Origin of the sequence: Microvirga massiliensis (assembly GCF_001006805.1) — a bacterium.
Taxonomy (GTDB): domain Bacteria; phylum Pseudomonadota; class Alphaproteobacteria; order Rhizobiales; family Beijerinckiaceae; genus Microvirga; species Microvirga massiliensis.
On record NZ_LN811351.1, the window covers coordinates 705,911 to 726,176 of the forward strand.

Consider the following 20,266-nt stretch of genomic DNA (forward strand, 5'->3'; position numbering starts at 1 on the left):
AGGTCCACACGGGTCACAGGCGGCGTGCCAAGGAGGACTTGCTCATGGAAACGTGGCGTCAGGTTTACGACCCCTTCGGCAACACGACCCTCTCGACGATCGCGGCCGCCGTTCCGGTCGTGATCCTTCTGGGCCTGATCGCTTCGGGCAAGGTAAAGGCCCATATCGCCGCGCTGATCGCCCTCGTGGCTGCTCTCGCAGTCGCCGTATTCCTGTTCGGCATGCCGAGCAGCTTGGCCTTACGCGTCACCGCTCTCGGCGGGATGACCGGCCTGTTCCCGATCGGCTGGATTATTCTGAATGTCATCTTCCTCTACCGCCTGACAGTGGAGAAAGGCTGGTTCCAGACCCTTCAGCAATCGATTGGTGGAATTTCAACGGACCGCCGCCTGCAATTGCTTCTCATTGCTTTCTCGTTCGGCGCGTTCTTCGAGGGAGCCTCGGGCTTCGGAACCCCTGTCGCCGTGACGGGCGCGATCCTGATCGGGCTCGGCTTCTCCCCACTTGCTGCGTCCGGGCTCTCGCTCATCGCCAACACGGCCCCCGTCGCCTATGGTGCGCTCGGCACGCCGATCCAGGGCCTCGCGTCGGTCACAGGCCTGGACCCTTATCTCCTTGGCGCCATGGTGGGACGGCAACTGCCGTTCTTTTCGCTTATCGTACCGTTTTGGCTCATCTGGGCCTTTGCGGGATGGCGCGGCATGGTCCAGATCTGGCCCGCCGTCCTGGTCTGCGGCGTTTCCTTCGCGATCCCGCAGTTCCTGATTTCGAACTACGTCAACCCCTGGGTCGTCGATATCGGAGCTTCCATTATTTCGATGGTTTGTCTCGTGGGATTCCTCAGGATCTGGCAACCGACGGAGCTTTGGACGTCTCCGGCGCTGCGGACGCGCGATGAATCCGCTGCCACCATGCCGGCACCCGTCCCGCCGGCGCGCCAGGCGACCCGGAACGAAGTGATCTGGTCGTGGGTGCCCTGGATCATCCTGTCCGTCATCGTCGTGATTTGGGGAGGCCAGTGGTTCAAGAACCTGGTCAATCCGATCTTCACCTGGAACTATCCGGTTCCTGGACTGCACAACGCAATCATCAAGACGGCGCCGGTCGTCTCGAAGGATGCTCCGGAGGCGGCGGTCTTCGCCTTCACCTACTTGTCCTATACGGGGACGGGTATCCTCATCGCCGCGATAGTGGCAGGCCTCGTGATGCGCTTCTCACCGCTTCGCCTGATCCAGGCCTATGGCGAGACGTTGTGGGTGGTGCGTTATTCGCTGATCACCATTGTCGCAATGCTGGCGATTGGCACTCTCACCCGCTATTCCGGCATCGATGCGACCCTTGGACTCGCCTTCGCGGGCACGGGCGTGCTGTATCCGTTCTTCGGGACTCTGCTGGGCTGGCTCGGCGTAGCGCTGACCGGGTCGGACACTGCATCCAACGTATTGTTCGGCAATCTGCAAAGGATCACCTCTGAGAAACTTGGACTATCGCCGATCCTGATGGCGGCGGCCAATTCGTCCGGCGGTGTCATGGGCAAGATGATCGATGCCCAGTCGATCGTTGTCGCCTCGACCGCGACCAACTGGTTCGGCCATGAAGGATCGATCCTGCGGTTCGTGTTCTGGCATTCGGTGGTGCTCGCCTGCCTCGTCGGCGGCTTTATCATGCTGCAGGCCTACGTTTCTCCGTTCACGGCCATGGTCATACACCCATGATCGAAGGGGTTTCCCGCTCCGGCGCAATGGCTCGGACCATGTAGCTCGTGGTCCAGTAGCCTCGGAGCTTTCAGCCAAAGACGGGTGGTCAACTGGGCGGAATCCGAAGCATCGCCAGAGTGGCATGGATTCATTGGCCGCAACGAGGGACGCGTTCGGGAGCCCCATTGCCTGTGCGTGTTGTTCAATCAGCATCGATTTGCTGGGCGGAGTAGCCCCGGACCCGCGTGAGATACAACGATAGAGATAGGTCAGGCCATAGAGGCCAGTGCTCATTACGAAGCTGAAGGCCGATCCGGCTGGTAAGTGGCGGTCGGCGAGGCGCGCAGGTCAACGACTGGATTTGGCGCCGTGTGAAGACACGGAAGAAAAAGGCAAGCGCCGAGCCTCCGCTCAGAATTGCGAGCGCAATACGATCTCGTCCTGGAACCAGTCATTCGCCGGTCCGTCTTCGAACACGTATTCGAGCGAGCCAAGGAAGAGCGCCATGAACCTGAGTCCGGTTCAATCGAAGCCCCGAACAGGCTGAAATCGGGCTCGTCGAAACCGACAGGAGATGCCGGTGCTGGAAGAGGAGGGTGGCCGGAGGCCGAAGCCTAGGTGCTTCCGGCCTCTGCCCGCCTTAGGTCATCTGCCTCTCGGCCGCTCGCTCTGCTTGGACCTCGTGCCGCGCGAGATCCGGGCGGCTGCTCGGCGAGCGGTAGACGAGCACCGGGATGATCGAATGCGTGAGGACTTTGACCGTTTCACTCCCCAGCACCAAGGCTGAGACTCCGCGGCGGCCATGCGACGCCATGGCGATGAGATCGCAGCCCCTCTCCTCAACGGTGCGGATGATGGCTTGGTAGGGCTGATCGTCTTCCGTCTGGATCACCTCGTGCGCCACGCCGGCAGTCGTCGCAACTCTGGCGGCCTCGGCCAGAATGCGTGTGGCGCGTTCCTGCATGTTCGTTTGATAGGTATCCGCCGTCTCCTGGAGTTGATCGACACCGAAGGAGAAGGTGTGGAATGGCTCGATGACCGTGAGGAACGTGACCTTGGCGCCGGTTTCGGCCGCGAGCGCGACGCCATGCCTGATCGCCTCATCGGAGAGGGGAGATCCGTCCGTTGGAATGAGAAGGTGGTTGTACATGTGCTCCTCCCGTGGGGAACCGCCCCACACGAACAGCACACCACGATCTGCCGGATAGCGCGTTGCGTTAAGTCAAAAACCGCTGGATCCGAAGGGAGCACGAAGGGCGGAGTGGGGCCGCCTCTATCCCCCCGCGCGGAAAAGGTGCCCCTTTTCCGTCACGGCGATGATCACGAGCGTGAGGGCGCCAAGCAGAAGAAAGCCGGTGCTCAGCGGGATTAGCGTGTGGTCATAGGCATGCCCCACGACCGACCCGATGCTGGCCGCGATCAGCGTCGTGATCGATCCGAAGAGGGAGGATGCCGTGCCCGCGATATGCCCCTGTGGCTCCATCGCGAGGGCATTGAAATTCGAGAAGATCATGCCGACGAGGAACATGACCGCGCCGAGCAGGACCATGAAGGGCAGAAGGCTAAGCGCGCCGAAAGAGGCGAGGAGTGCGAGCAGAGCGGAGACGCCCGTAAAGACCGTCACGGCTCCGTGCGACATGACCCGCATCCCGAATCGCCCGACGAGCCGCGAATTGATGAACGACGACACCGACATCGCGAGAGCGATGGCAGCGAAGGCGAGCGGAAAATAGGGACCGAGCCCGAAGATCTCGGTAAAGATCTGCTGCGCCGACATCAGGAAGCCGAACAGGGCGCCGAACATCGTGCCGCCCGCCAGAGCGTATCCGAGGCTTTGTCGCGTGGTCAGCACCTCCCGGAACGCGGATAATATCTGCTTCGGGCCAAGCGCCCGCCGCTTCGCTGTCGGGAGTGTTTCGGGCAGCCTGAGCATCACCCAGATCGCAATGAGAAATCCGTAAGCCGTCAGGAGGACGAAGATCGCCCGCCACGGTGCGAACAGGATGATGAGCTGTCCGATGGAGGGCGCCAGCACTGGGATGGCCATGAACACCATCATGGCGAGCGACATCACGCTCGCCATGGCACGGCCGCCGAAGCAATCGCGCACCACGGAGGTGGTGATCACCCGCGGTGCCGCCGATCCGAGCCCGTGGAGGAATCGCGCGGCCAGGAGCAACTCGAAACTCGGCGTCATCGCGCAGAGGCCGGCCGCGAGGACATAAAGTGCAAGGCCCCAGAGCAGGACGGCCTTGCGGCCGAACCGGTCCGAGACCGAGCCGATCAGAACCTGCCCGATCCCGAAGCCGATCAGATAGGAAGAGAGGACGAGTTGCCGATCGTTGTCCTGGAGGACTCCGAGAGCGTTGCCGATATCCGGAAGGGCAGGCAGCATGATGTCGATCGCCAGAGCGTTCAGAGCCATCAGGCTTGCGATGAGGACGACGAATTCGGCGAAGCCCATCGGAGAATGCGAGGGCGCGGCCGAGGTGCGGCTTGGGGCGGGCTGGTGCTGGGTCATCACGGAGATTCGGAAGGCCTGCCTTGTCGCCGCCCTGCCGCTTTCTGGCAATCCTGCAACTGGCCGATGGGATCTGGTTAGCGTCCGGTGTGAAGACTCGCTCGGATGTACGGCGGCGCCATGCCCGACTCCGCCATCACTCGCCGCGCATGAACCGGTCGAATGCTTCCTCGTAGTCGGGATGCCAGCGCGAGAGGGCAGGCCGGTTCTCGATCACGTCCTCGGCCGACCAGCGAATCCGTTTTCGGTCCATCTCGGTCGTGGTCTCGTTATCCGGGCACAGGATGTAGAAATCGCCGCGCGCCATGGCGGGAAGGAGCAGGTCGACGACTTGGTCCGGTGTCCAGGCTCCCGGAGGTCTCTCGGTAACGCCGCGGGCGCGGGTCAGCCCCGTGAAGACGAAGCCCGGGATCAGGAGATGCGCGGTGACGTGGCATCCGGGGATCGTCCGGAGGTGATGGGCCAAGGCCTCGGTCGCGACCTTCACGCCAGCCTTGGAGACGTTGTAGGCCGTATCTCCCGGTGGCGTCGTGATGCCCTGCTTTGATCCGGTATTGACGATGGCCGCCGGCGCTCCGTTCCCGATCATGGCGGGCGCGAAGACCTGGATTCCGTTGATGACACCCCACAGATTCGTGTCGAGGATGGAGTGCCAGCGCCCCGGGTCACTGAGGATCTGGCCACCGCCCTCGATTCCCGCATTGTTCATCAGGAGCGCGATCGGACCGAAGGTGCTCTCGACACGGTCCTTGAGCTGCTCGACAGCTTCGCGTCGGCGGACATCCGTCGGAACGGCGAGCACGGCATCCGTGCTATCGGGCGAGTCTGCCGCGACGTCTTCTGCCGCTCGGTCGAGCGCATCGCCGGGAAGATCGGCGAGGCAGACTCTCAGCCCGAGTGACGCCAGACGCCTCGCGGCGGCCAGTCCGATCCCGCTGGCGGCTCCGGTGACGACCGCCACGTTGCCGCGCGCAATTGCAGGATGATGCTCCATGTCGCTCTCCACATCCAATCGCTCGCCTCCAAGCGAGCGCAATGTTCAATGCTGAGGTGCGTTCGGAAAGGTCGCGACCCGGTAGACGTAAAGAACAAGGATGGCCGCGAGAATAACGTTCGTCACAGGATTGAGCCAGGCTTCGACGAGCTCGTACTGCGCCTCGAGCATATATCCGGCCGCGGCGAGCAGGAGGGTCCAAAGGGTCGTTCCTATCGTCGAGTACGCCAGGAATGACACGAACGGCATCCGAACGATCCCGGCCGGAATGGAGATCAGGGTGCGGATCGCGGGGATCAGGCGGCCGAGGAACACGGCCTTGCCGCTGTGCCGCAGGAAAAAGGCCTGGGCACGATCGAGATCGTCCAGAGAGACCGTCATCCAACGGCCGTAGCGGGCCGAGGCGGCTCGGAGGTGATCGTAGCCGAGAAGCTGCCCGACATAGTACCAGATCGTCGCGCCGGCGAGCGATCCTAGGGCGCCTGCGAGGACGGCGAGCGGCAGGCTGAGTTTGCCGCGCGCCGCCGTGAAGCCGGCCAGCGGCATGATCAGCTCCGAAGGAATCGGAGGGAAGACGTTCTCGGCGAACATCAGGAAGGCGATGCCGAGATAGCCGCTGCTCTCGACGAGCCCGGTGATCCAATCGAACATCAACTGCCCCTTCTTCGCATGCCTTCAATGCCGGATGGCCTGCACGGTATCGGCAACGGCATTCTTGGCATCATCCAGATCCGGTGCGTCGATCCGACGGAAACGGGCCTGGACCAGCCCGAACACTCCGAAAGCCAGGAGACCCGCCGCCGTGATTCCCAAAAGCACCTGGCCATAGGGCTGGGAGCCGAGCTTCGCGAGAGCGCCACCGAGCCCGATCGCCTCCTGGGACGAGCTGTACCACGCCGCAACGACGAGAAACCCGCCGATCAGGACGAACACCACGCCGCGAGCCATGAAGCCCATTCGCCCGACCGGAATGGCCCACCGAGATGTCTGCTGATCGCAGTGCAGCTTCTCGGTCACGTTCCCACGCCACCCTTTCAGGAGAAAGGCGATGCCTGCTCCGATGATCGCCAGCCCCACGATCCCGACGAGCCACTGTCCGAACGGCTTCTCCAGGAGCCACGCGGTCCAGTCGCGGGCCGACTGGTCGTCTCCACCCGAGTCTGGCCGGCCGAGGGCGAGACGCAAGGCTGAAAGGGCGAGACCGGCGTAAACCAGCCCGCTCAGGAAATGGGCACCGCGTGTCGCCAGCGCTTTCCCGGAACTGCCCCGATGGTCGGCGTCGGTAACGGGCTCGATCAGCCGCCATGCTGCGAAGAAGGCCAATCCCAGCGCGATTGCGATGATGATCAGGTCTCCGAAAGGCTGGTCGAGAAGGGTGCGCAATGCGCTCCGGCTCCCGCCCGTCTGGCCACCGCTTCCGATCGCAGCAAGGACTGCAAGCCCACCCACGAGGCAGTAAACCACTCCGCGCGCGCCGTATCCGAGGCGCGCCATGATTTCCAGCGGGTTCGACGAACTCACCACACGCCTCCCGATTGCCGCAAGCCAGGCAGTCGGCAACGAGGGGAGGGGCGCAAGTGTTCCGCCGGAAGGCCACTCCCTTGGGTCCTCTGATCGGGCGTGCCGGCGGGCCGGGTCCCCGGGAAACCATTCTCTCGATTGCGGATCCGATCCGCCTGCTGCAGAGAGGCAGCGCGATCAGGCCCGGGACCGCTGAGCGTTGGCGGTCGTCCGCCGGGTTCGCCACGAGATCGCAGGGTTCGGTTTTTCTGGCAGGGTGTGGAGACCACGATGACAGGCGTGTGGGATTTCTGGATCGACCGCGGGGGCACCTTCACGGACGTGATGGCGCGCGATCCCCTCGGCAGGGTCCGGAGCCGCAAGGTTCTGTCGGAGAACCCCGGCGCCTACCGGGACGCTGCAGTCCACGGCATTCGGCTCCACCTTGGTCTCGGTCACCAAGATCCGGTCCCGGCCGGCCTGATCGGCGAAGTCAGAATGGGCACGACGGTGGCGACGAATGCCCTTCTCGAGCGCAAGGGCGAGCCAACCGCTCTCGTCACGACCCTGGGCTTCCGGGATGCTCTCGAGATCGGCTACCAAGCGCGGCCCGACATCTTCGCCCGCCAGATCGTCAAGCCGGATCTTCTCTATGGCCGTGTCGTCGAGGTCGACGAACGGGTCCTTGCCGACGGGACGGTTGAGCAACCGCTAGACAAGGACGAGGTGCGACAGGCCCTGGCGAGGTTGCAGGAGGATGGGTTCCGCGCGCTCGCGATCGTCTTCATGCACGCCTATCGCTACCCGGATCACGAGGCGCGGGTGGCGCGCATGGCTCGTGAGATGGGTTTCCAGCAGGTGTCCGTGAGTCACGAGGTCAGCCCGCTGATCAAGCTCGTCGGGCGCGGCGACACGACGGTCGTGGACGCCTATCTGTCGCCGATTCTGCGTCGCTACGTGGCGCAGGTCGCAGCGGAACTCGATATCGGCCGCACTGGCGCCCGCCTGATGTTCATGATGTCGTCCGGCGGACTCACCGCAGCGGATCTGTTCCAGGGCAAGGACGCCATCGTCTCCGGGCCGGCGGGCGGCGTCGTGGCTCTCGCGCGGACAGGCGCGGCCGCAGGCTTCGGGCAGGTCATCGGCTTCGACATGGGAGGGACGTCCACGGACGTCGCCCATTTCGACGGCCAGTTCGAACGGACCTTCGAGACCCAGGTTGCGGGCGTCCGCTTGCGCGCGCCGATGATGCAGATTCACACGGTCGCAGCAGGTGGGGGCTCCATCCTTCACTTCGACGGCTCGCGCTTCCGCGTCGGGCCGGATTCGGCCGGCGCATATCCCGGACCGGCCTGCTACCGCAATGGCGGGCCCCTCACGGTGACGGATGCGAACGTGATGGTCGGCAAGCTCGTGCCGGAACTCTTCCCCGCCATCTTCGGAGCGAACCACGACGAGCCACTCGACCGCGATACCGTCGTGGCAGCCTTCACCGATTTCGCCGAGCAGATCGGCGACGGCCGCACGCCCGAAGCCGTTGCCGAAGGATTCCTGCAGATTGCCGACGCGAACATGGCCGAGGCGATCAAAAAGATCTCGATTGCGCGCGGCCATGATGTGACCCAATACGCGCTCAACGCCTTCGGAGGGGCCAGCGGCCAGCACGCCTGCCGGGTCGCAGATGCGCTCGGGATGACGATGGTCCTGATCCATCCGTATTCCGGGCTCCTCTCGGCCTACGGAATGGGACTCGCGGATATCCGGGCGCTGCGTCAGGTCTCGCTCGAAGAATCCTTTACCGAGGCGGTCGTGGGGCGGATCGCCACGGCTGCCGAACCGCTCATCGAGGAGGCACGCCGGGAGTTGCTGGGCCAAGGCGTCGAGCCCGGCGAGATCCACGTCGATGTGCGCGCTCACCTGCGCTACGCAGGGACCGACACCGCTCTGGAGATACAGGCCATTCGCCGCCATGCGGGAGGCGAGGGCGCTGTCGAACAGGCGAGCTTCGTGCATCTGCAAGATATGTTCGAGGCAGCACATCGCGGACGTTTCGGTTTCATCGACCGCTCCAAGAGCATCGTCGTCGAGGCCATCTCCATCGAGGCTGTCGGCGGTGGAGCGGCGGATGTCGAGGCCGATCTCACGGTTACTGAAGAGCCGCTCGGCCCGCCATCGATGCGCACGCGGCTTTATTCGGATGGGGTCTGGAACGAGGCGCCGGTCTATCGCCGGGAGGAGATCAGGCCTGGTCAGGCGGTCATCGGGCCGGCGCTGATCATCGAGGCGAATCAGACGGTCGTCGTCGAGAACGGCTGGAGGGCGACACTGACGGCGCGGGATCATCTCGTCCTCGATCGTGTGACCGCGAAGGTGCGCCAGAGATCCGTCGGAACCGACGCGGACCCGGTCATGCTCGAGATCTTCAACAATCTCTTCATGTCCATCGCTGAGCAGATGGGCGTCACGCTCCAGAACACGGCCTATTCCGTGAACATCAAGGAGCGGCTGGATTTCTCCTGCGCCGTGTTCGACCGGGGCGGACGGCTCGTCGCGAATGCGCCCCACATGCCGGTGCATCTTGGCTCGATGGGCGCCTCCGTCCAGAGCGTCCTGCGCAACAATCCCGTTATCCGGCCCGGCGACGTGTTCACGTTGAATGCGCCCTATAACGGCGGCACGCACCTGCCGGATATCACTGTCTGCACGCCGGTCTTCGACGAGAAAGGCACGACGATCCTGTTCTGGGTCGCGTCACGCGGGCATCATGCCGATATCGGAGGGACCGCGCCGGGCTCGATGTCGCCTGATGCGCGCGTCATCGAGGAAGAGGGCGTCTATATCGACAATTTCAAGCTCGTCGACCAAGGCGACTTCCGCGAGCGCGAACTCATCGAACTGCTCACTGGCGCCAGATATCCCGCGCGGAACTACGTGCAGAACGTAAACGATCTCAAGGCGCAGATTGCTGCGAACGAGCGCGGTGTGGCGGAGCTCTTGAAGGCGATCGATCACTTCGGGCTCGATGTCGTCGAAGCCTATATGGGCCATATCCAGGACAACGCCGCCGAGAGCGTGCGGCGCGTGGTCGACCGGCTCAAGGATTCGAGCTTCGTCTACCCGATGGATCAGGGCTGCGAGATCAAGGTCCGTATCCAGGTCGACCGGGAGCGACGGGAGGCGGTCGTCGATTTCACCGGCACGTCTCCGCAGCGCTCCGATAATTTCAACGCTCCGGAAGCCGTGACGCGCGCCGCCGTTCTCTATGTTTTCCGCGTCATGGTCGATGATGCGATCCCGATGAACGACGGATGCCTGCGCCCGATTCACATTGTCGTGCCGGAGGGCTCGATGCTCTCGCCGCGCTATCCGGCTGCCGTGGTCGCCGGTAATGTCGAGGTAAGCCAGGCCGTCACGAATTGCCTGTTCGGTGCGCTCGGCGCGCTCGCGGCCGCGCAGGGGACGATGAACAATCTCACCTTCGGCAATGATACCTATCAATATTACGAGACGATCTGCTCGGGAGCCCCGGCGGGCCCGGGCTTCGACGGAGCCGCCGCGATCCACACGCACATGACCAATTCCCGCCTGACGGACCCGGAGGTGCTGGAGAGCCGGTTTCCCGTCGTGCTGGAAGACTTCCACATCAGGCGCGGTTCCGGCGGTCGGGGCCAGTGGAACGCCGGCGACGGGACAAGTCGCACCATCCGCTTCCGCGAGCACATGACCTGCGCCCTGCTTTCGGGGCATCGGCGCGTTCCGCCCTTCGGCCTGGAGGGAGGCGAGCCCGGGCAGGTCGGCCACAATCTCGTGCGCCGGAACAGCGGAGCCATCGAGGAACTCGGCGGCTGCGACCAGACGGTCCTCGAGGCCGGAGAGGCGATCACCGTCGTCACGCCGACGGGTGGGGGCTTCGGGCGGCCTTAGCTTCGGTCCTGAGGAGGGGCCCAGACCGTCATACGAAGCAGGCAGGGCCGTCCGGATGGCCGAGTGACCGGCCCGGCGAGGAACAGCGCTGGGTCGAAGCCGTTGTTTGCGGTAAACCGGAGCCGCGCAGGCTGGCCGGTCTGTGTGCTATTGTGCTCAGCAGCGGGAGGAAAGTCATGTCGGATGTGGTCGTGCGATCGCCCATGCAATATCTCGACCGGGCAACGAATGCGCTCCGCGAGCTCGGGCTCATGCCCGAGCGCACCGAAGACGCGCCGATCAACGCTCTCCTGCACAAGATTTCGGATCTGGACGAGGACCGGATCACGATCATTGCACGGACGCTGGCGCAGGCCTCCGTCTTCAATGACGTGGTGCGCCGGCAAACCGAGGCGATGGATATCGGGCAGCGCTATCGAGACATTGCCGAGTCGTTCAACTCGATCCGGGACGACGCCAAAAGGATGGTCGACCAGCTCGATGACGGCACGCTCGATTTCCGAGAGAGAGTGGTCAATGCCTGGATGAAGATCTCCCGCGGGGATGTCGCGGATCGCTTCGACAAGATTCGCGACACCTTCCTCGACGTGACCCGGGCCACCAGGGACCAGATCGAGCGCGAGAACGTCATCCTCGAAGCCTACAGGGATTTTCGCGGCGCCCTGAAGCAGGCCGAGGTCATGGCTCTGGAAGTCCTGGAAAAGGCTCAGCAACGGCTCGATGCCGAGAAGGCCAAGCTCGCCAAGGCATCCGAGGACGTTGCGGGTTTCCAGGGCCCGGAAGTCGCCGAGCGGGCCCGCCGTGAGCTGACGCGCGACGAGCAGTTGCGGCGCACGCAGGATGAGGAGAAGCGCTATCAGATCGCGAAGGATCTCTCCGACAATCTTACGGTGAGCTACAACACGTCCGAAGTCATCATGGCTCGCCTGATGCAGACCACGAATGCCAAGGAGCGGGTCTATTCGCAGGCAGTCTCGTTCTTCTCGACCAACGATTCCGTCCTGACAGCCCTGAGGGCCTCGTTCACGGGGCTGTTCGGCCTGCATGAATCGACGCAGACGCTCGACGTCATGAAGGAGGGAGTCTCGAAGAGCCTCGAGGTCCTCGCGGAGATCGGCGATCAGGTCGGAGAGGCCGCGGTTCGCTCCGGATACGGCCCCACGATCCGTGCGGATGCCGTCAAGAAGCTGGTCGATTCTGTGGTCACGTTCCAGGAAAGGTCCCTCGAGATCGTGGCGGAGATGCGCCACCTCGCGACGCAGAACTCGGCGGAAATCCGCAACGCGGTCGAGGACGGGAAGCGGCGCATCGCCCGCCTCGTTGCCGAGGGACAGGCGCTGCCCGCCAATGGCTGACGAGACAGATCCGGCGGACGAGCGAGGCGGTTCGGACTACCGTCTCGACGACGTGATGCTCGCGATGGACGTAGTCGACACGCTGCGGCATCGCGAGGACTTGGCGGCGCGGGAACTCGACGAGGATCGCCGGGAGGCCGCCCTGATCGAGCGCCTTCGCCAGATCTACAGAGGGCAGGGGATCGAAGTCCCCGACCGGGTGCTCGCCGATGGTGTCGCGGCGCTCAAGGAGAGCCGCTTCGTCTATACCCCGCCGGAGCCCAGCTTCGCCGTTTGGCTCGCGCATCTATGGGTGTCCCGCCTTCGAATCGCCCGGACGGTTTTGGCCGTCCTGGTCGCGGCAGGGCTCATCTTCGTGGTCTATGACTGGTTCGTGAACCGGCCTCTACGCGAGGTCGCGGGCTCCCTCGAGGCAACACACGCGACCTTCGCACAAGCATCGGGACCGGCGCGCGAGCGGGCGGACCGCCTCTTCGCCGAGGGGGAGCAGGCAATCGAAAGGGGCGACGCGGATCAGGCCAGGGCGGCGCTCCGGAACCTCGAGGCGTTTCGGGACGAACTGCCGCGAGCCTACTTCCTTCGCATCGTCGCCGAGGTCTCTCGACCCGTACGAACCGCGCTCCACCGCCGGGACTATTTCCTGATCGTCGAAGCGGTCGCTCCCGACGGCGGAATCCTGACCCTTCCTATAAGGGGGGCGGACGGGGAGATCCGAATGGTGAACCGCTGGGGAATCCGTGTGCCGGAAGAGACCTTTATCAGCGTCGAGCGGGATCGGCAGGCGGATGGCGTGTTGCAGCGGGATCGTCTCGGTGAGAAGCGCGCGGGCGAGGCGGATGTCGACTACGCCATGCCGGTGCTCGGCGATACGATTACCGAGTGGTGAGGCGCCACATGCCGGCTGCTGACAGCGATGTTCTGCGCTTGAGGCTCGAGCGAGCGGAAGCCCTGCGCGAGTTGGCGACTCTGCGTCTCGACGAGCCCGAGAGGTTGCGCATCCTTTCCGAACTCGACGCTGCCATCGACAGGGCGCACGGCACGGGGCTGCTGCCCGCACCAACCGGGCAGACCGACAGCGCACGGGCCATGACGATTGCCGAGGCCGAACAGAAAGTGAAGCAGGCCGAGGCGGATCGCGAAGAGAAGCGACGGCCCTATGAGGCCGATCCACTCTTCATGTATCTGTGGCGACGTGGCTATGGAACACGCTCGTATCGGGCAAACCGGTTCGCTCGCTATTTCGACCGCAAGGTTGCGCATCTCATCGGGTTCGAGACGGCAAGGATCAACTACGTGATGCTGATGCAGCTTCCCATCCGCCTGCGCGAGCATGTCGACAGGCTCAAGGAAGAGGCCTCGGATCAGGGCCTCTCCCTTCGCCTGCTCGAGGAGGTGGAGCAGAAGCCCGAGCTGCGCGATTTGCTGCAGGGCCCGGCTCCGGAGCCGGATTCACAGGCGGCGCGCTTGATCGAGCATATTCACGCGATTGATCAGGAGCTTAGTGAACGCTCCTGAAGCACCGGAGATTAGGGGTGCTAGTCAGGGGTCGCCTCTAGTGTTGCAACTCTCAGCACGGTGCAAGAGCGTGAATTACGCGGCTTAGAACCAAATCCTTCGTCTTTTCCGCATAGACCGCCATGTGCGGCGCTGCCAAGTGGGCATTCAACGCCTCGACAGTATCCCACTTTTCAACGATAACGAAAACGTCTGGGCCGAGTGTCGTCTGAACCGCACCAGCTCTTTCTGCATCGATGGCTGGGCCGTATTCGACGCAGCCGTTCTCGGCATGCACGGCTGGAATGATGGCGCGAAGCTCTTTCAGAACCGTTTCGCGCAGGCCAGGCTTTGTCGTGATGATTGCTAGAACGTGGATCACGTCAGACTTCTTCCATGTGGTGATGCCCCGACCACCCGGCTCCGCCGCTCTCCCATCCCAAGATCAGGCTGATGGCCGGGTGGGCACTGCAGCCGTCTTGTACATCAGCCCAGCAGCCTGGAAACCACCGTCGACGTTCAACGTGTGGCCGTGCACGTAGCGGCTCTCGTCCGACGCGAGAAACACCGCTGCATCCGCAATCTCGTCCGGCGTCCCATAACGACTCATCGGAACGAGATAGTGATAGGCTGCCCGCGTGGCCTCGTCGTGAGCGAGATGTGCCATTTCCGTGTCGATCGGGCCAGGAGCAATAGCGTTTACATTGATCCCAAAGGGGGCCAACTCCACCGCCATCACCTTGGTGAGAAGTTCGAGGCCTGCCTTTGCTGCACCGTAAGCCGCTCGACCGTCGCCGCCGCGCTGGCCGGAAAGGGAGGCGATATTGATGATCTTCCCACTACCCCCTTTGACCATTTCCCGGGCGACGCCCTGGGCTACGAGAAACGCTCCCGTCAGGTTGGTGCGCAGAATCAACTCCCACTCGGCAAGTGTCGTCTCCAGGAAAGGCGTGTTGCCGCCGACACCGGCGTTGTTGGAGAGAATGTCGATCCGGCCGAAGGCGTCCAGGATAGCTCTCAGCATTTGGTCGATCGAGGCCGGATCTGCTACGTCGACGTGAACTGCAAGACCGCGACCTCCGAGCTTCTCCAGGCCTTGCACGGCGGACTTTGCGCGCTCTAGGTCGATATCTGCGATGGCGACCGTGGCGCCCTCGCGCACGAATGCTCTCGCTGTCGCAAAGCCGATGCCACGGCCTGCTCCTGTGATCAGTGCGTATTTGTCAGCTAGACGCATCGTCTCCTCGCCAATCAGGGTTCCGCAGCACGGCCGTCGCGCAGGCGGGTGAAGAAGTCTTCGTCTCCAACCTGGCCTCCCTTCAGGGTGATCTCGAGTCCGTCGACAGCGCCATCGCCCGCAAGGCGAAAAACGTGCGCGCCGGTCGCGTAGTCGCCGGATGCAACTGTGAGCCCGTCCGGCCGCATGGATCGCAGCGTGTAGCTCGATGTGTCGCCACCCGCGATCACGACGCGGCCGAGACCGTGTTGCCGGATCAGGCGGAGGGCCACATCCCCGAGGGCAGAGCCGACCCGTTCTGAGACTGCACCATGATCGAGGCCCATTCTCGCAGCAACTTCACGCAGCCCCGGCGCTTCCTCATCGTCCGGGCCGAGGGCCGTGAAGATGCAGACGCTTCTGCCAGCCGAAAGAGCCTCGGCTGCCGTGTCCAGGGCAGCAGAAGCGGCGCTCGCTGCAGTGGCGGGATCGACGACCGCGGAGACCCTCAGCCGAACGGTCACGGCTCCGGAGCGAGCGAAGGCATCGATCTGACGTGCGGTCAGTGGAGCGGCGGAGCCGGAGACGACGAGCAAGCGGTCAATCGCCGAGAGCGCTTCCACAGGCGGCTCTGCGGTTGCAAGCCGCTTGTTCCAGAAACGTCCGAAACCGTGCGCGAAGCCCTGTGCGGACATTACGACCACAGCCTCTGTTCTGCTGACCTTCCAGATTGCGTCTGCCACGAGAGGACAGTGGTCATCACGGATGCCGTCAAACACGACGGGACCGTTCGCGCGCGCACGCTCTCGCGCTATCGCCTGCTGTATTGCGGCATCGCCGGCATCCAGAGCGCGAATGTCGACGAGGCCTGCTGAAGGTGTGCCCTGTTCTTCGAGAATGCGACCGAGGTCTGCCTCGGACATTGGGGTCGTCGGATGCCGCGACATCGAGGGGTGGCGGTCGAGCCGGAAGACTTCGTCGCCATGCCGGGCGAAATGGTGGCCGAACACCGTATAGCGCCCGAACTCTGGAGTTGCCGCAAAAACGGGAAGGAAGCAACCCGGAAAGATGTGGCGCGCGAGGTTCGCAGCCACTGCGAGGTTGCCGACCTCCCGGGACGAGTCAAAGGTTGAGCAGAGCTTGTACTGGACGAGGCGGATTCCCGCTTCGGCGAACAAGCGGAAGGTGGGTTCCACTTCGCGGACCATGGCCTCAGGCCCGAGTGAACGTGCGATGCCGGCGATCCCGACGACCTCGAACTCCGCCGCCTTTCGGGCGAACAAATCAGGGTTCGGCCGCTCGAGGAACATGAACGTCCTCAGCCCATGGCGATGGTACTGAGCCATGTTTTCCGAGGCGCCGGTGAAATCGTCGCCATAGAAGGCGAGGAGTGCGCGACACTTCCGGTCCGATGCCGACGGTGTCATGATCGTCCTGCCCAATCGCCCTCCGAGAAGCCCATGAACACCGAGCGATTCTCCGCCACCTATCTGATCGAGACCGACATCGACGTGGCCGATGCTGCTGCCGTGATTGCGGGAGAAGCCTCGACGGCGACCTTCGTGAAGCTGACGGGCGAGGCCGCCGAACGGGTAGAGCGCATGCACGCGGCGCGGGTGGAGCAGATCAATGAGTTTGGCGCACGCGATGCGCCGAGTCTGCCGGTCGCGCGCCCGGTAAAAGGCGCGATCCGACTGGCTGAGGTGACGATTTCATGGCCGCTCGCCAACACCGGTCCTTCTCTCCCCAATATTCTCGCGGCAGTTGCCGGCAACCTTTCCGAATGCCGCGAAGTGACGGGACTTCGTCTCGTCGACATCGATCTCCCGCCGACGTTGCTCGGCCCTTATCAGGGACCCGCCTTCGGCATCGACGGGACGCGCCAATTGACAGCCGTCCACGGCCGACCGCTGATCGGCACTATCATCAAGCCGAGTGTCGGCCTGACGCCACGCGAAACGGCGGAACTCGTGGAGAGACTTGTCGAAGGAGGCATCGATTTCATCAAGGATGACGAACTCATGGCCGATCCGCCGCATTGCCCTTTCGAGGAGCGGGTGAAGGCCGTGATGACGGTGATCCGCCGTCACGCAGAGCGAACCGGACGGAAGACGATGTTCGCTTTCAATATCACGGGCGAAATGGACGAAATGCTCGCCCGTCACGATGTGGTCGTGCGGGAGGGTGGGACCTGCGTGATGGTCAGCCTGAACTGGGTCGGTATGCCCGGTCTTGCGAGTCTCCGCAAGCACGCGGCGCTGCCGATCCATGGTCACCGCAACGGATGGGGTTTTCTCAGTCGCTGCCCCGCCCTTGGCTTCGAGTTCAAAGCCTGGCACAAGGTGTACCGCCTCGCGGGGGCCGACCACATTCACGTCAACGGACTGCGCAACAAGTTTTCGGAGAGCGACGAGTCGGTCATTGCCTCCGCACGGTCCTGCCTTGCGCCGCTGTTCGGCGACGGATATCCGCCGCTGGAGGTGATGCCCGTGTTTTCGTCTGGGCAGACCGTATGGCAAGTAGCCGACACCTTTACCGCAATCGGCACCGTCGATCTTATCCATGCTGCAGGCGGCGGCATCATGGCTCACCCGGGCGGCATTGCAGCTGGAGTGACGGCGCTTCGCCAGGCCTGGGAGGCAGCGGTTGCAGGCGTGCCGGTCGAGAAGTTCGCCAGATCGTATCCTGAGCTCCGGCAGGCTCTCAACAAGTTCGCTTGAACGACTTATCATCCGAGAACGAGGTTCGGTAGCCACAGTACGAGCATCGGGACATAGGTAATGAGAAAGAGGATAATCAATCCCATTACGAGGAATGGGATCACTGCCACGATTTCATCTTCCAACTTGATCTCGGCAAAGTTGGCACAGATGTAGAGCAGAATCCCAACGGGAGGAGTGAGGAGGCCGAGCATCAGGTTGAACACCATGATGAGACCGAAATGAATGAGATCGATCCCTGCAGCTTGTACGATGGGAATTAGCACCGGGATCAGAATCAGCATCGCGGCGATGGCTTCCATGAAGCAGCCGACGATGAGAAGTAGAATATTGATGAGAAGGAGGATTACATGGGGGTTCGTCGAAACCGACGAGATCCAGGCGGCTATGTCACGCGGTAGGCCGCTTATGGCCATCAGATAACCGAACCCAGAGGCCAAAGCGATGATGAACATCACGAGTGCCGAGTCGAGCGCCGTCTGCACTAGGATAGGAACGAGGTCCTGAATCTTCAGTTCGCGATAGACCACGAGACCGATGAAGGCAGCATAGAGCACGGCTACGGCAGCGCTCTCTGTGACGGTGAAGATCCCGCCAGTGACGCCGGCGAGAATGATGACCGGCATCATGATGGCCCATAGAGCAGGCATCGCCCTGCGCGGAATTGCGCGCCACGGAACCTGCTCGAAGACCGGATAGTTTCGCTTGACTGAAATGTAATAGGCCATTCCCATCAGCGAAAGGCCGAGAAGCAGCCCGGGCACGACGCCGCCGAGGAACAATGCTGCAATGGACACGCCCTTACCGACCGAGAGCCCGTAAATGACCATCGGAATCGAGGGTGGGATGATAGGGCCGTTAACAGATGAGGCAGCCATCAATGCCCCTGCGAAAGGCGCGCTGTAGCCCTGCTTTTTCATCGCAGGAATCAGCACCTTGCCAAGGGCCGTCGCATCGGCGACAGCCGACCCCGAGATGCCTGAGAACAGCATCGTTGAGAGCACGGTCGTCTGAGCAAGTCCACCTCTGAATCGGCCGACCACTGCGTTCGCAAATTCGATAAGGCGGGAGGTGATCCCGCCGTAGTTCATGAGGTTGCCGGCAAGGATGAAGAATGGGATCGCGAGCAGCGAATACGAGTCCGCGCCAACGAGGGCGCGTTGCGCAAGGAGCGAAAAGGGCAACCCGCCGTGAGCTATGATTGCCAGGAGACTGGCAAGGCCCATGGCGAATGCAATCGGAACACCGATCAGGATCAGCGCCACGAAGCCGAACATCAGAGCGGCGCTCATGCGAACTCCCTAGCTGGTGCTGGCGCCGGCGTGCACGTCGATTGCCGCGCGCCGATCAGATGTTGCAATGCTCTCGATGAAGTACAGGATCATCATCGTAGCCGCGACGGGCGCGGCGAAGTAGAAGCTCGCTGGCGTGATGTCGAGAGCTCCAAAGGTCTGGTCCAGCGTGTCGATCGAGAGCTTCAGGCCGAAGATCAGGAGCACGAGATTGAAAGCGAGAATGGTGAGTTCGACCCCCCATCCGAGGATTCTTCGTGCGGTGTGCGGAAGAGCCGCCACGAACATGTCGATGGCGACGTGGAGCCGCTCTCGGTAGAGTACGGCCGCACCGACAAAGGTAACCCAGACAAACATGATACGCGACACTTGCTCGGGCCATGCGAGAGGCGCGTTGATCACGTAGCGCCACCATACGGCCGCCAGCGTGATCACGACGATCGCGCCGACGAGCGCACCGATCATTAGCTTGGCGATCCGAGTTATGGGATCGCAGATTGCAGTCAGAGTAGAGGCCATGCGCAGAGGGCAGGGGAGGCAAAAGCCTCCCGAAGTAAGATTTAGGAAATCGTGGCGATACGGTCGACCCAGACCTTCCCGGCCGGGAACTCCTCGACAAGCTGTGCCACCGATTTGCGGAAAGCGTCCTTATCGACCTCGGTGATCGTTATGTTCTTCTTCTTGATCTCCTCGAGGATGCGCTTGTCGTCTGCTTCCACCTTGGGTCGAAGATCCGCCTCCATGTCGCGAGAGGCCTGGTCGACGTAGCCCTTCAGTTCCGGGGACAGTTTCTGATAGACACTCTCGGCCATCACGAGACAGTTGTCCTGCATCATGTGCTCGGTGAGCGACAGATGGGTGTTCACCTCGAAAATGCCGGCATTGTAGGTCAGCGCGATCGGGTTTTCCTGGCCGTCGATGATCCGTGACTTGAGGGCCTGGAACACTTCCGGGAATGGCAGCGGGGTCGGGGACGCTCCCATGAGCTCGAAGGTGCGCCGCCAGAGCGCTGTCTCCGGCACGCGGATCTTCAGGCCCTTCATATCGTCGGGGTTCTTGACGACCTTGTTGCACGAAAGCTGCCGCGGCATTCGGGGGATCGCTGCGATGGTGCGGAGCTTCGCCTCGGAGGCGATCGCTTTGGTGTATTCGTCGCGGATCGTGTCCCAGACCCGATTTTTATGCGGCACGTCCTTGAAGAGGTAGGGGTGAGTCCAGACCTCGGCAGGTCGATACCATCCCGCGAGGAGTCCCTGTCCGGGTGATGCGATATGGACGGAGCCCTGGAGCAGACCCTCTACGTGTTCCCGCTCTCCACCGAGCGAAGCGGCATGGTGGTTCGTGACACTGATCTGACCCTTCGAGAGTTCGCCGACCCGCTTTGCGAAAACATCGAGGGCTTGCGCGATGAAATCGCTCGCCGGGGTCGCCGAAGCGCCGATCCAGTTGTACGTCTGCGCCCGCAGAACCGCCGGCATGGCGACGAGTCCAACACCCCCGGCGACGCCGCCCATGAACATGCGGCGACTTATATCCTTGAAAGCCATGTAATT

The 20,266-nt window shown here is 63.0% G+C and carries 17 protein-coding genes; 6 read left to right on the plus strand and 11 right to left on the minus strand.

The window, feature by feature from the left end; all coding sequences use genetic code 11:
* The first annotated feature begins 44 nt into the window (after nt 1-44).
* Complete coding sequence (locus tag BN1233_RS08355) at nt 45-1,715, plus strand: L-lactate permease (RefSeq protein ID WP_046862994.1); 1,671 nt, start codon at nt 45-47, stop codon at nt 1,713-1,715.
* A 622-nt stretch (nt 1,716-2,337) separates the two neighbouring features.
* Here the strand turns inward: BN1233_RS08355 and BN1233_RS08360 are convergent.
* The 5 genes from BN1233_RS08360 to BN1233_RS08380 form a co-directional block, all read right to left on the minus strand.
* Nucleotides 2,338-2,847 carry a universal stress protein gene (locus BN1233_RS08360; RefSeq protein ID WP_063776731.1) on the minus strand — a complete coding sequence of 170 codons (510 nt, stop codon included), beginning with the start codon at nt 2,845-2,847 and terminating at the stop codon, nt 2,338-2,340.
* 123 nt (nt 2,848-2,970) lie between these two features.
* Nucleotides 2,971-4,218, minus strand: coding sequence for a multidrug effflux MFS transporter (locus BN1233_RS08365; protein WP_244470973.1), 1,248 nt, complete (start codon nt 4,216-4,218; stop codon nt 2,971-2,973).
* Nucleotides 4,219-4,354: 136 nt separating this feature from the next.
* On the minus strand, nt 4,355-5,212 hold the full coding sequence (locus BN1233_RS08370) for an SDR family NAD(P)-dependent oxidoreductase (protein WP_046862995.1): 858 nt from the start codon (nt 5,210-5,212) through the stop codon (nt 4,355-4,357).
* Between the two features lie 45 nt (nt 5,213-5,257).
* The gene (locus BN1233_RS08375; RefSeq protein WP_046862996.1) at nt 5,258-5,863 is read right to left on the minus strand and encodes a DedA family protein; all 606 of its coding nucleotides are present in this window, start codon (nt 5,861-5,863) and stop codon (nt 5,258-5,260) included.
* 24 nt (nt 5,864-5,887) lie between these two features.
* Entirely contained in the window at nt 5,888-6,706 is an 819-nt protein-coding gene (locus BN1233_RS08380) for a DUF1206 domain-containing protein (RefSeq protein WP_046862997.1), read from the minus strand.
* A 297-nt stretch (nt 6,707-7,003) separates the two neighbouring features.
* Here BN1233_RS08380 and BN1233_RS08385 point away from each other — a divergent pair, with 297 nt between their 5' ends.
* The 4 genes from BN1233_RS08385 (at nt 7,004) to BN1233_RS08400 (ending at nt 13,506) form a co-directional block, all read left to right on the plus strand.
* Nucleotides 7,004-10,636, plus strand: a complete 3,633-nt coding sequence (locus BN1233_RS08385; RefSeq protein WP_046862998.1) for a hydantoinase B/oxoprolinase family protein — start codon at nt 7,004-7,006, stop codon at nt 10,634-10,636.
* A gap of 176 nt (nt 10,637-10,812) precedes the next feature.
* Entirely contained in the window at nt 10,813-11,991 is a 1,179-nt protein-coding gene (locus BN1233_RS08390; protein WP_046862999.1) for a hypothetical protein, read from the plus strand.
* Nucleotides 11,984-12,877, plus strand: a complete 894-nt coding sequence (locus tag BN1233_RS08395) for a DUF6384 family protein (RefSeq protein WP_046863000.1) — start codon at nt 11,984-11,986, stop codon at nt 12,875-12,877. The genes BN1233_RS08390 and BN1233_RS08395 overlap by 8 nt, the downstream gene beginning before the upstream one ends.
* A gap of 8 nt (nt 12,878-12,885) precedes the next feature.
* A complete protein-coding gene (locus BN1233_RS08400) occupies nt 12,886-13,506 on the plus strand; it encodes a hypothetical protein (RefSeq protein WP_048709586.1) in 621 nt (206 codons plus the stop codon).
* 52 nt (nt 13,507-13,558) lie between these two features.
* Here BN1233_RS08400 and BN1233_RS08405 read toward each other — a convergent pair whose 3' ends face one another.
* The 3 genes from BN1233_RS08405 to BN1233_RS08415 form a co-directional block, all read right to left on the minus strand.
* The gene (locus BN1233_RS08405) at nt 13,559-13,867 is read right to left on the minus strand and encodes a putative quinol monooxygenase (RefSeq protein ID WP_046863001.1); all 309 of its coding nucleotides are present in this window, start codon (nt 13,865-13,867) and stop codon (nt 13,559-13,561) included.
* A gap of 63 nt (nt 13,868-13,930) precedes the next feature.
* Complete coding sequence (locus tag BN1233_RS08410) at nt 13,931-14,722, minus strand: SDR family NAD(P)-dependent oxidoreductase (RefSeq protein WP_046863002.1); 792 nt, start codon at nt 14,720-14,722, stop codon at nt 13,931-13,933.
* Nucleotides 14,723-14,736: 14 nt separating this feature from the next.
* The gene (locus BN1233_RS08415; RefSeq protein ID WP_046863003.1) at nt 14,737-16,128 is read right to left on the minus strand and encodes a four-carbon acid sugar kinase family protein; all 1,392 of its coding nucleotides are present in this window, start codon (nt 16,126-16,128) and stop codon (nt 14,737-14,739) included.
* A gap of 33 nt (nt 16,129-16,161) precedes the next feature.
* Here BN1233_RS08415 and BN1233_RS08420 point away from each other — a divergent pair, with 33 nt between their 5' ends.
* On the plus strand, nt 16,162-17,421 hold the full coding sequence (locus BN1233_RS08420) for a ribulose-bisphosphate carboxylase large subunit family protein (protein WP_046863004.1): 1,260 nt from the start codon (nt 16,162-16,164) through the stop codon (nt 17,419-17,421).
* A gap of 8 nt (nt 17,422-17,429) precedes the next feature.
* Here BN1233_RS08420 and BN1233_RS08425 read toward each other — a convergent pair whose 3' ends face one another.
* The 3 genes from BN1233_RS08425 to BN1233_RS08435 all read right to left on the minus strand — a co-directional run bounded on the left by BN1233_RS08425 (nt 17,430) and on the right by BN1233_RS08435 (nt 20,260).
* Nucleotides 17,430-18,713 (minus strand): TRAP transporter large permease, encoded by a 1,284-nt coding sequence (locus BN1233_RS08425; RefSeq protein ID WP_046863005.1) that lies wholly within the window; start codon nt 18,711-18,713, stop codon nt 17,430-17,432.
* Nucleotides 18,714-18,722: 9 nt separating this feature from the next.
* On the minus strand, nt 18,723-19,178 hold the full coding sequence (locus BN1233_RS08430) for a TRAP transporter small permease (protein ID WP_046863006.1): 456 nt from the start codon (nt 19,176-19,178) through the stop codon (nt 18,723-18,725).
* A gap of 95 nt (nt 19,179-19,273) precedes the next feature.
* Nucleotides 19,274-20,260 (minus strand): TRAP transporter substrate-binding protein, encoded by a 987-nt coding sequence (locus BN1233_RS08435; RefSeq protein WP_046863007.1) that lies wholly within the window; start codon nt 20,258-20,260, stop codon nt 19,274-19,276.
* Nucleotides 20,261-20,266 lie beyond the last annotated feature (6 nt).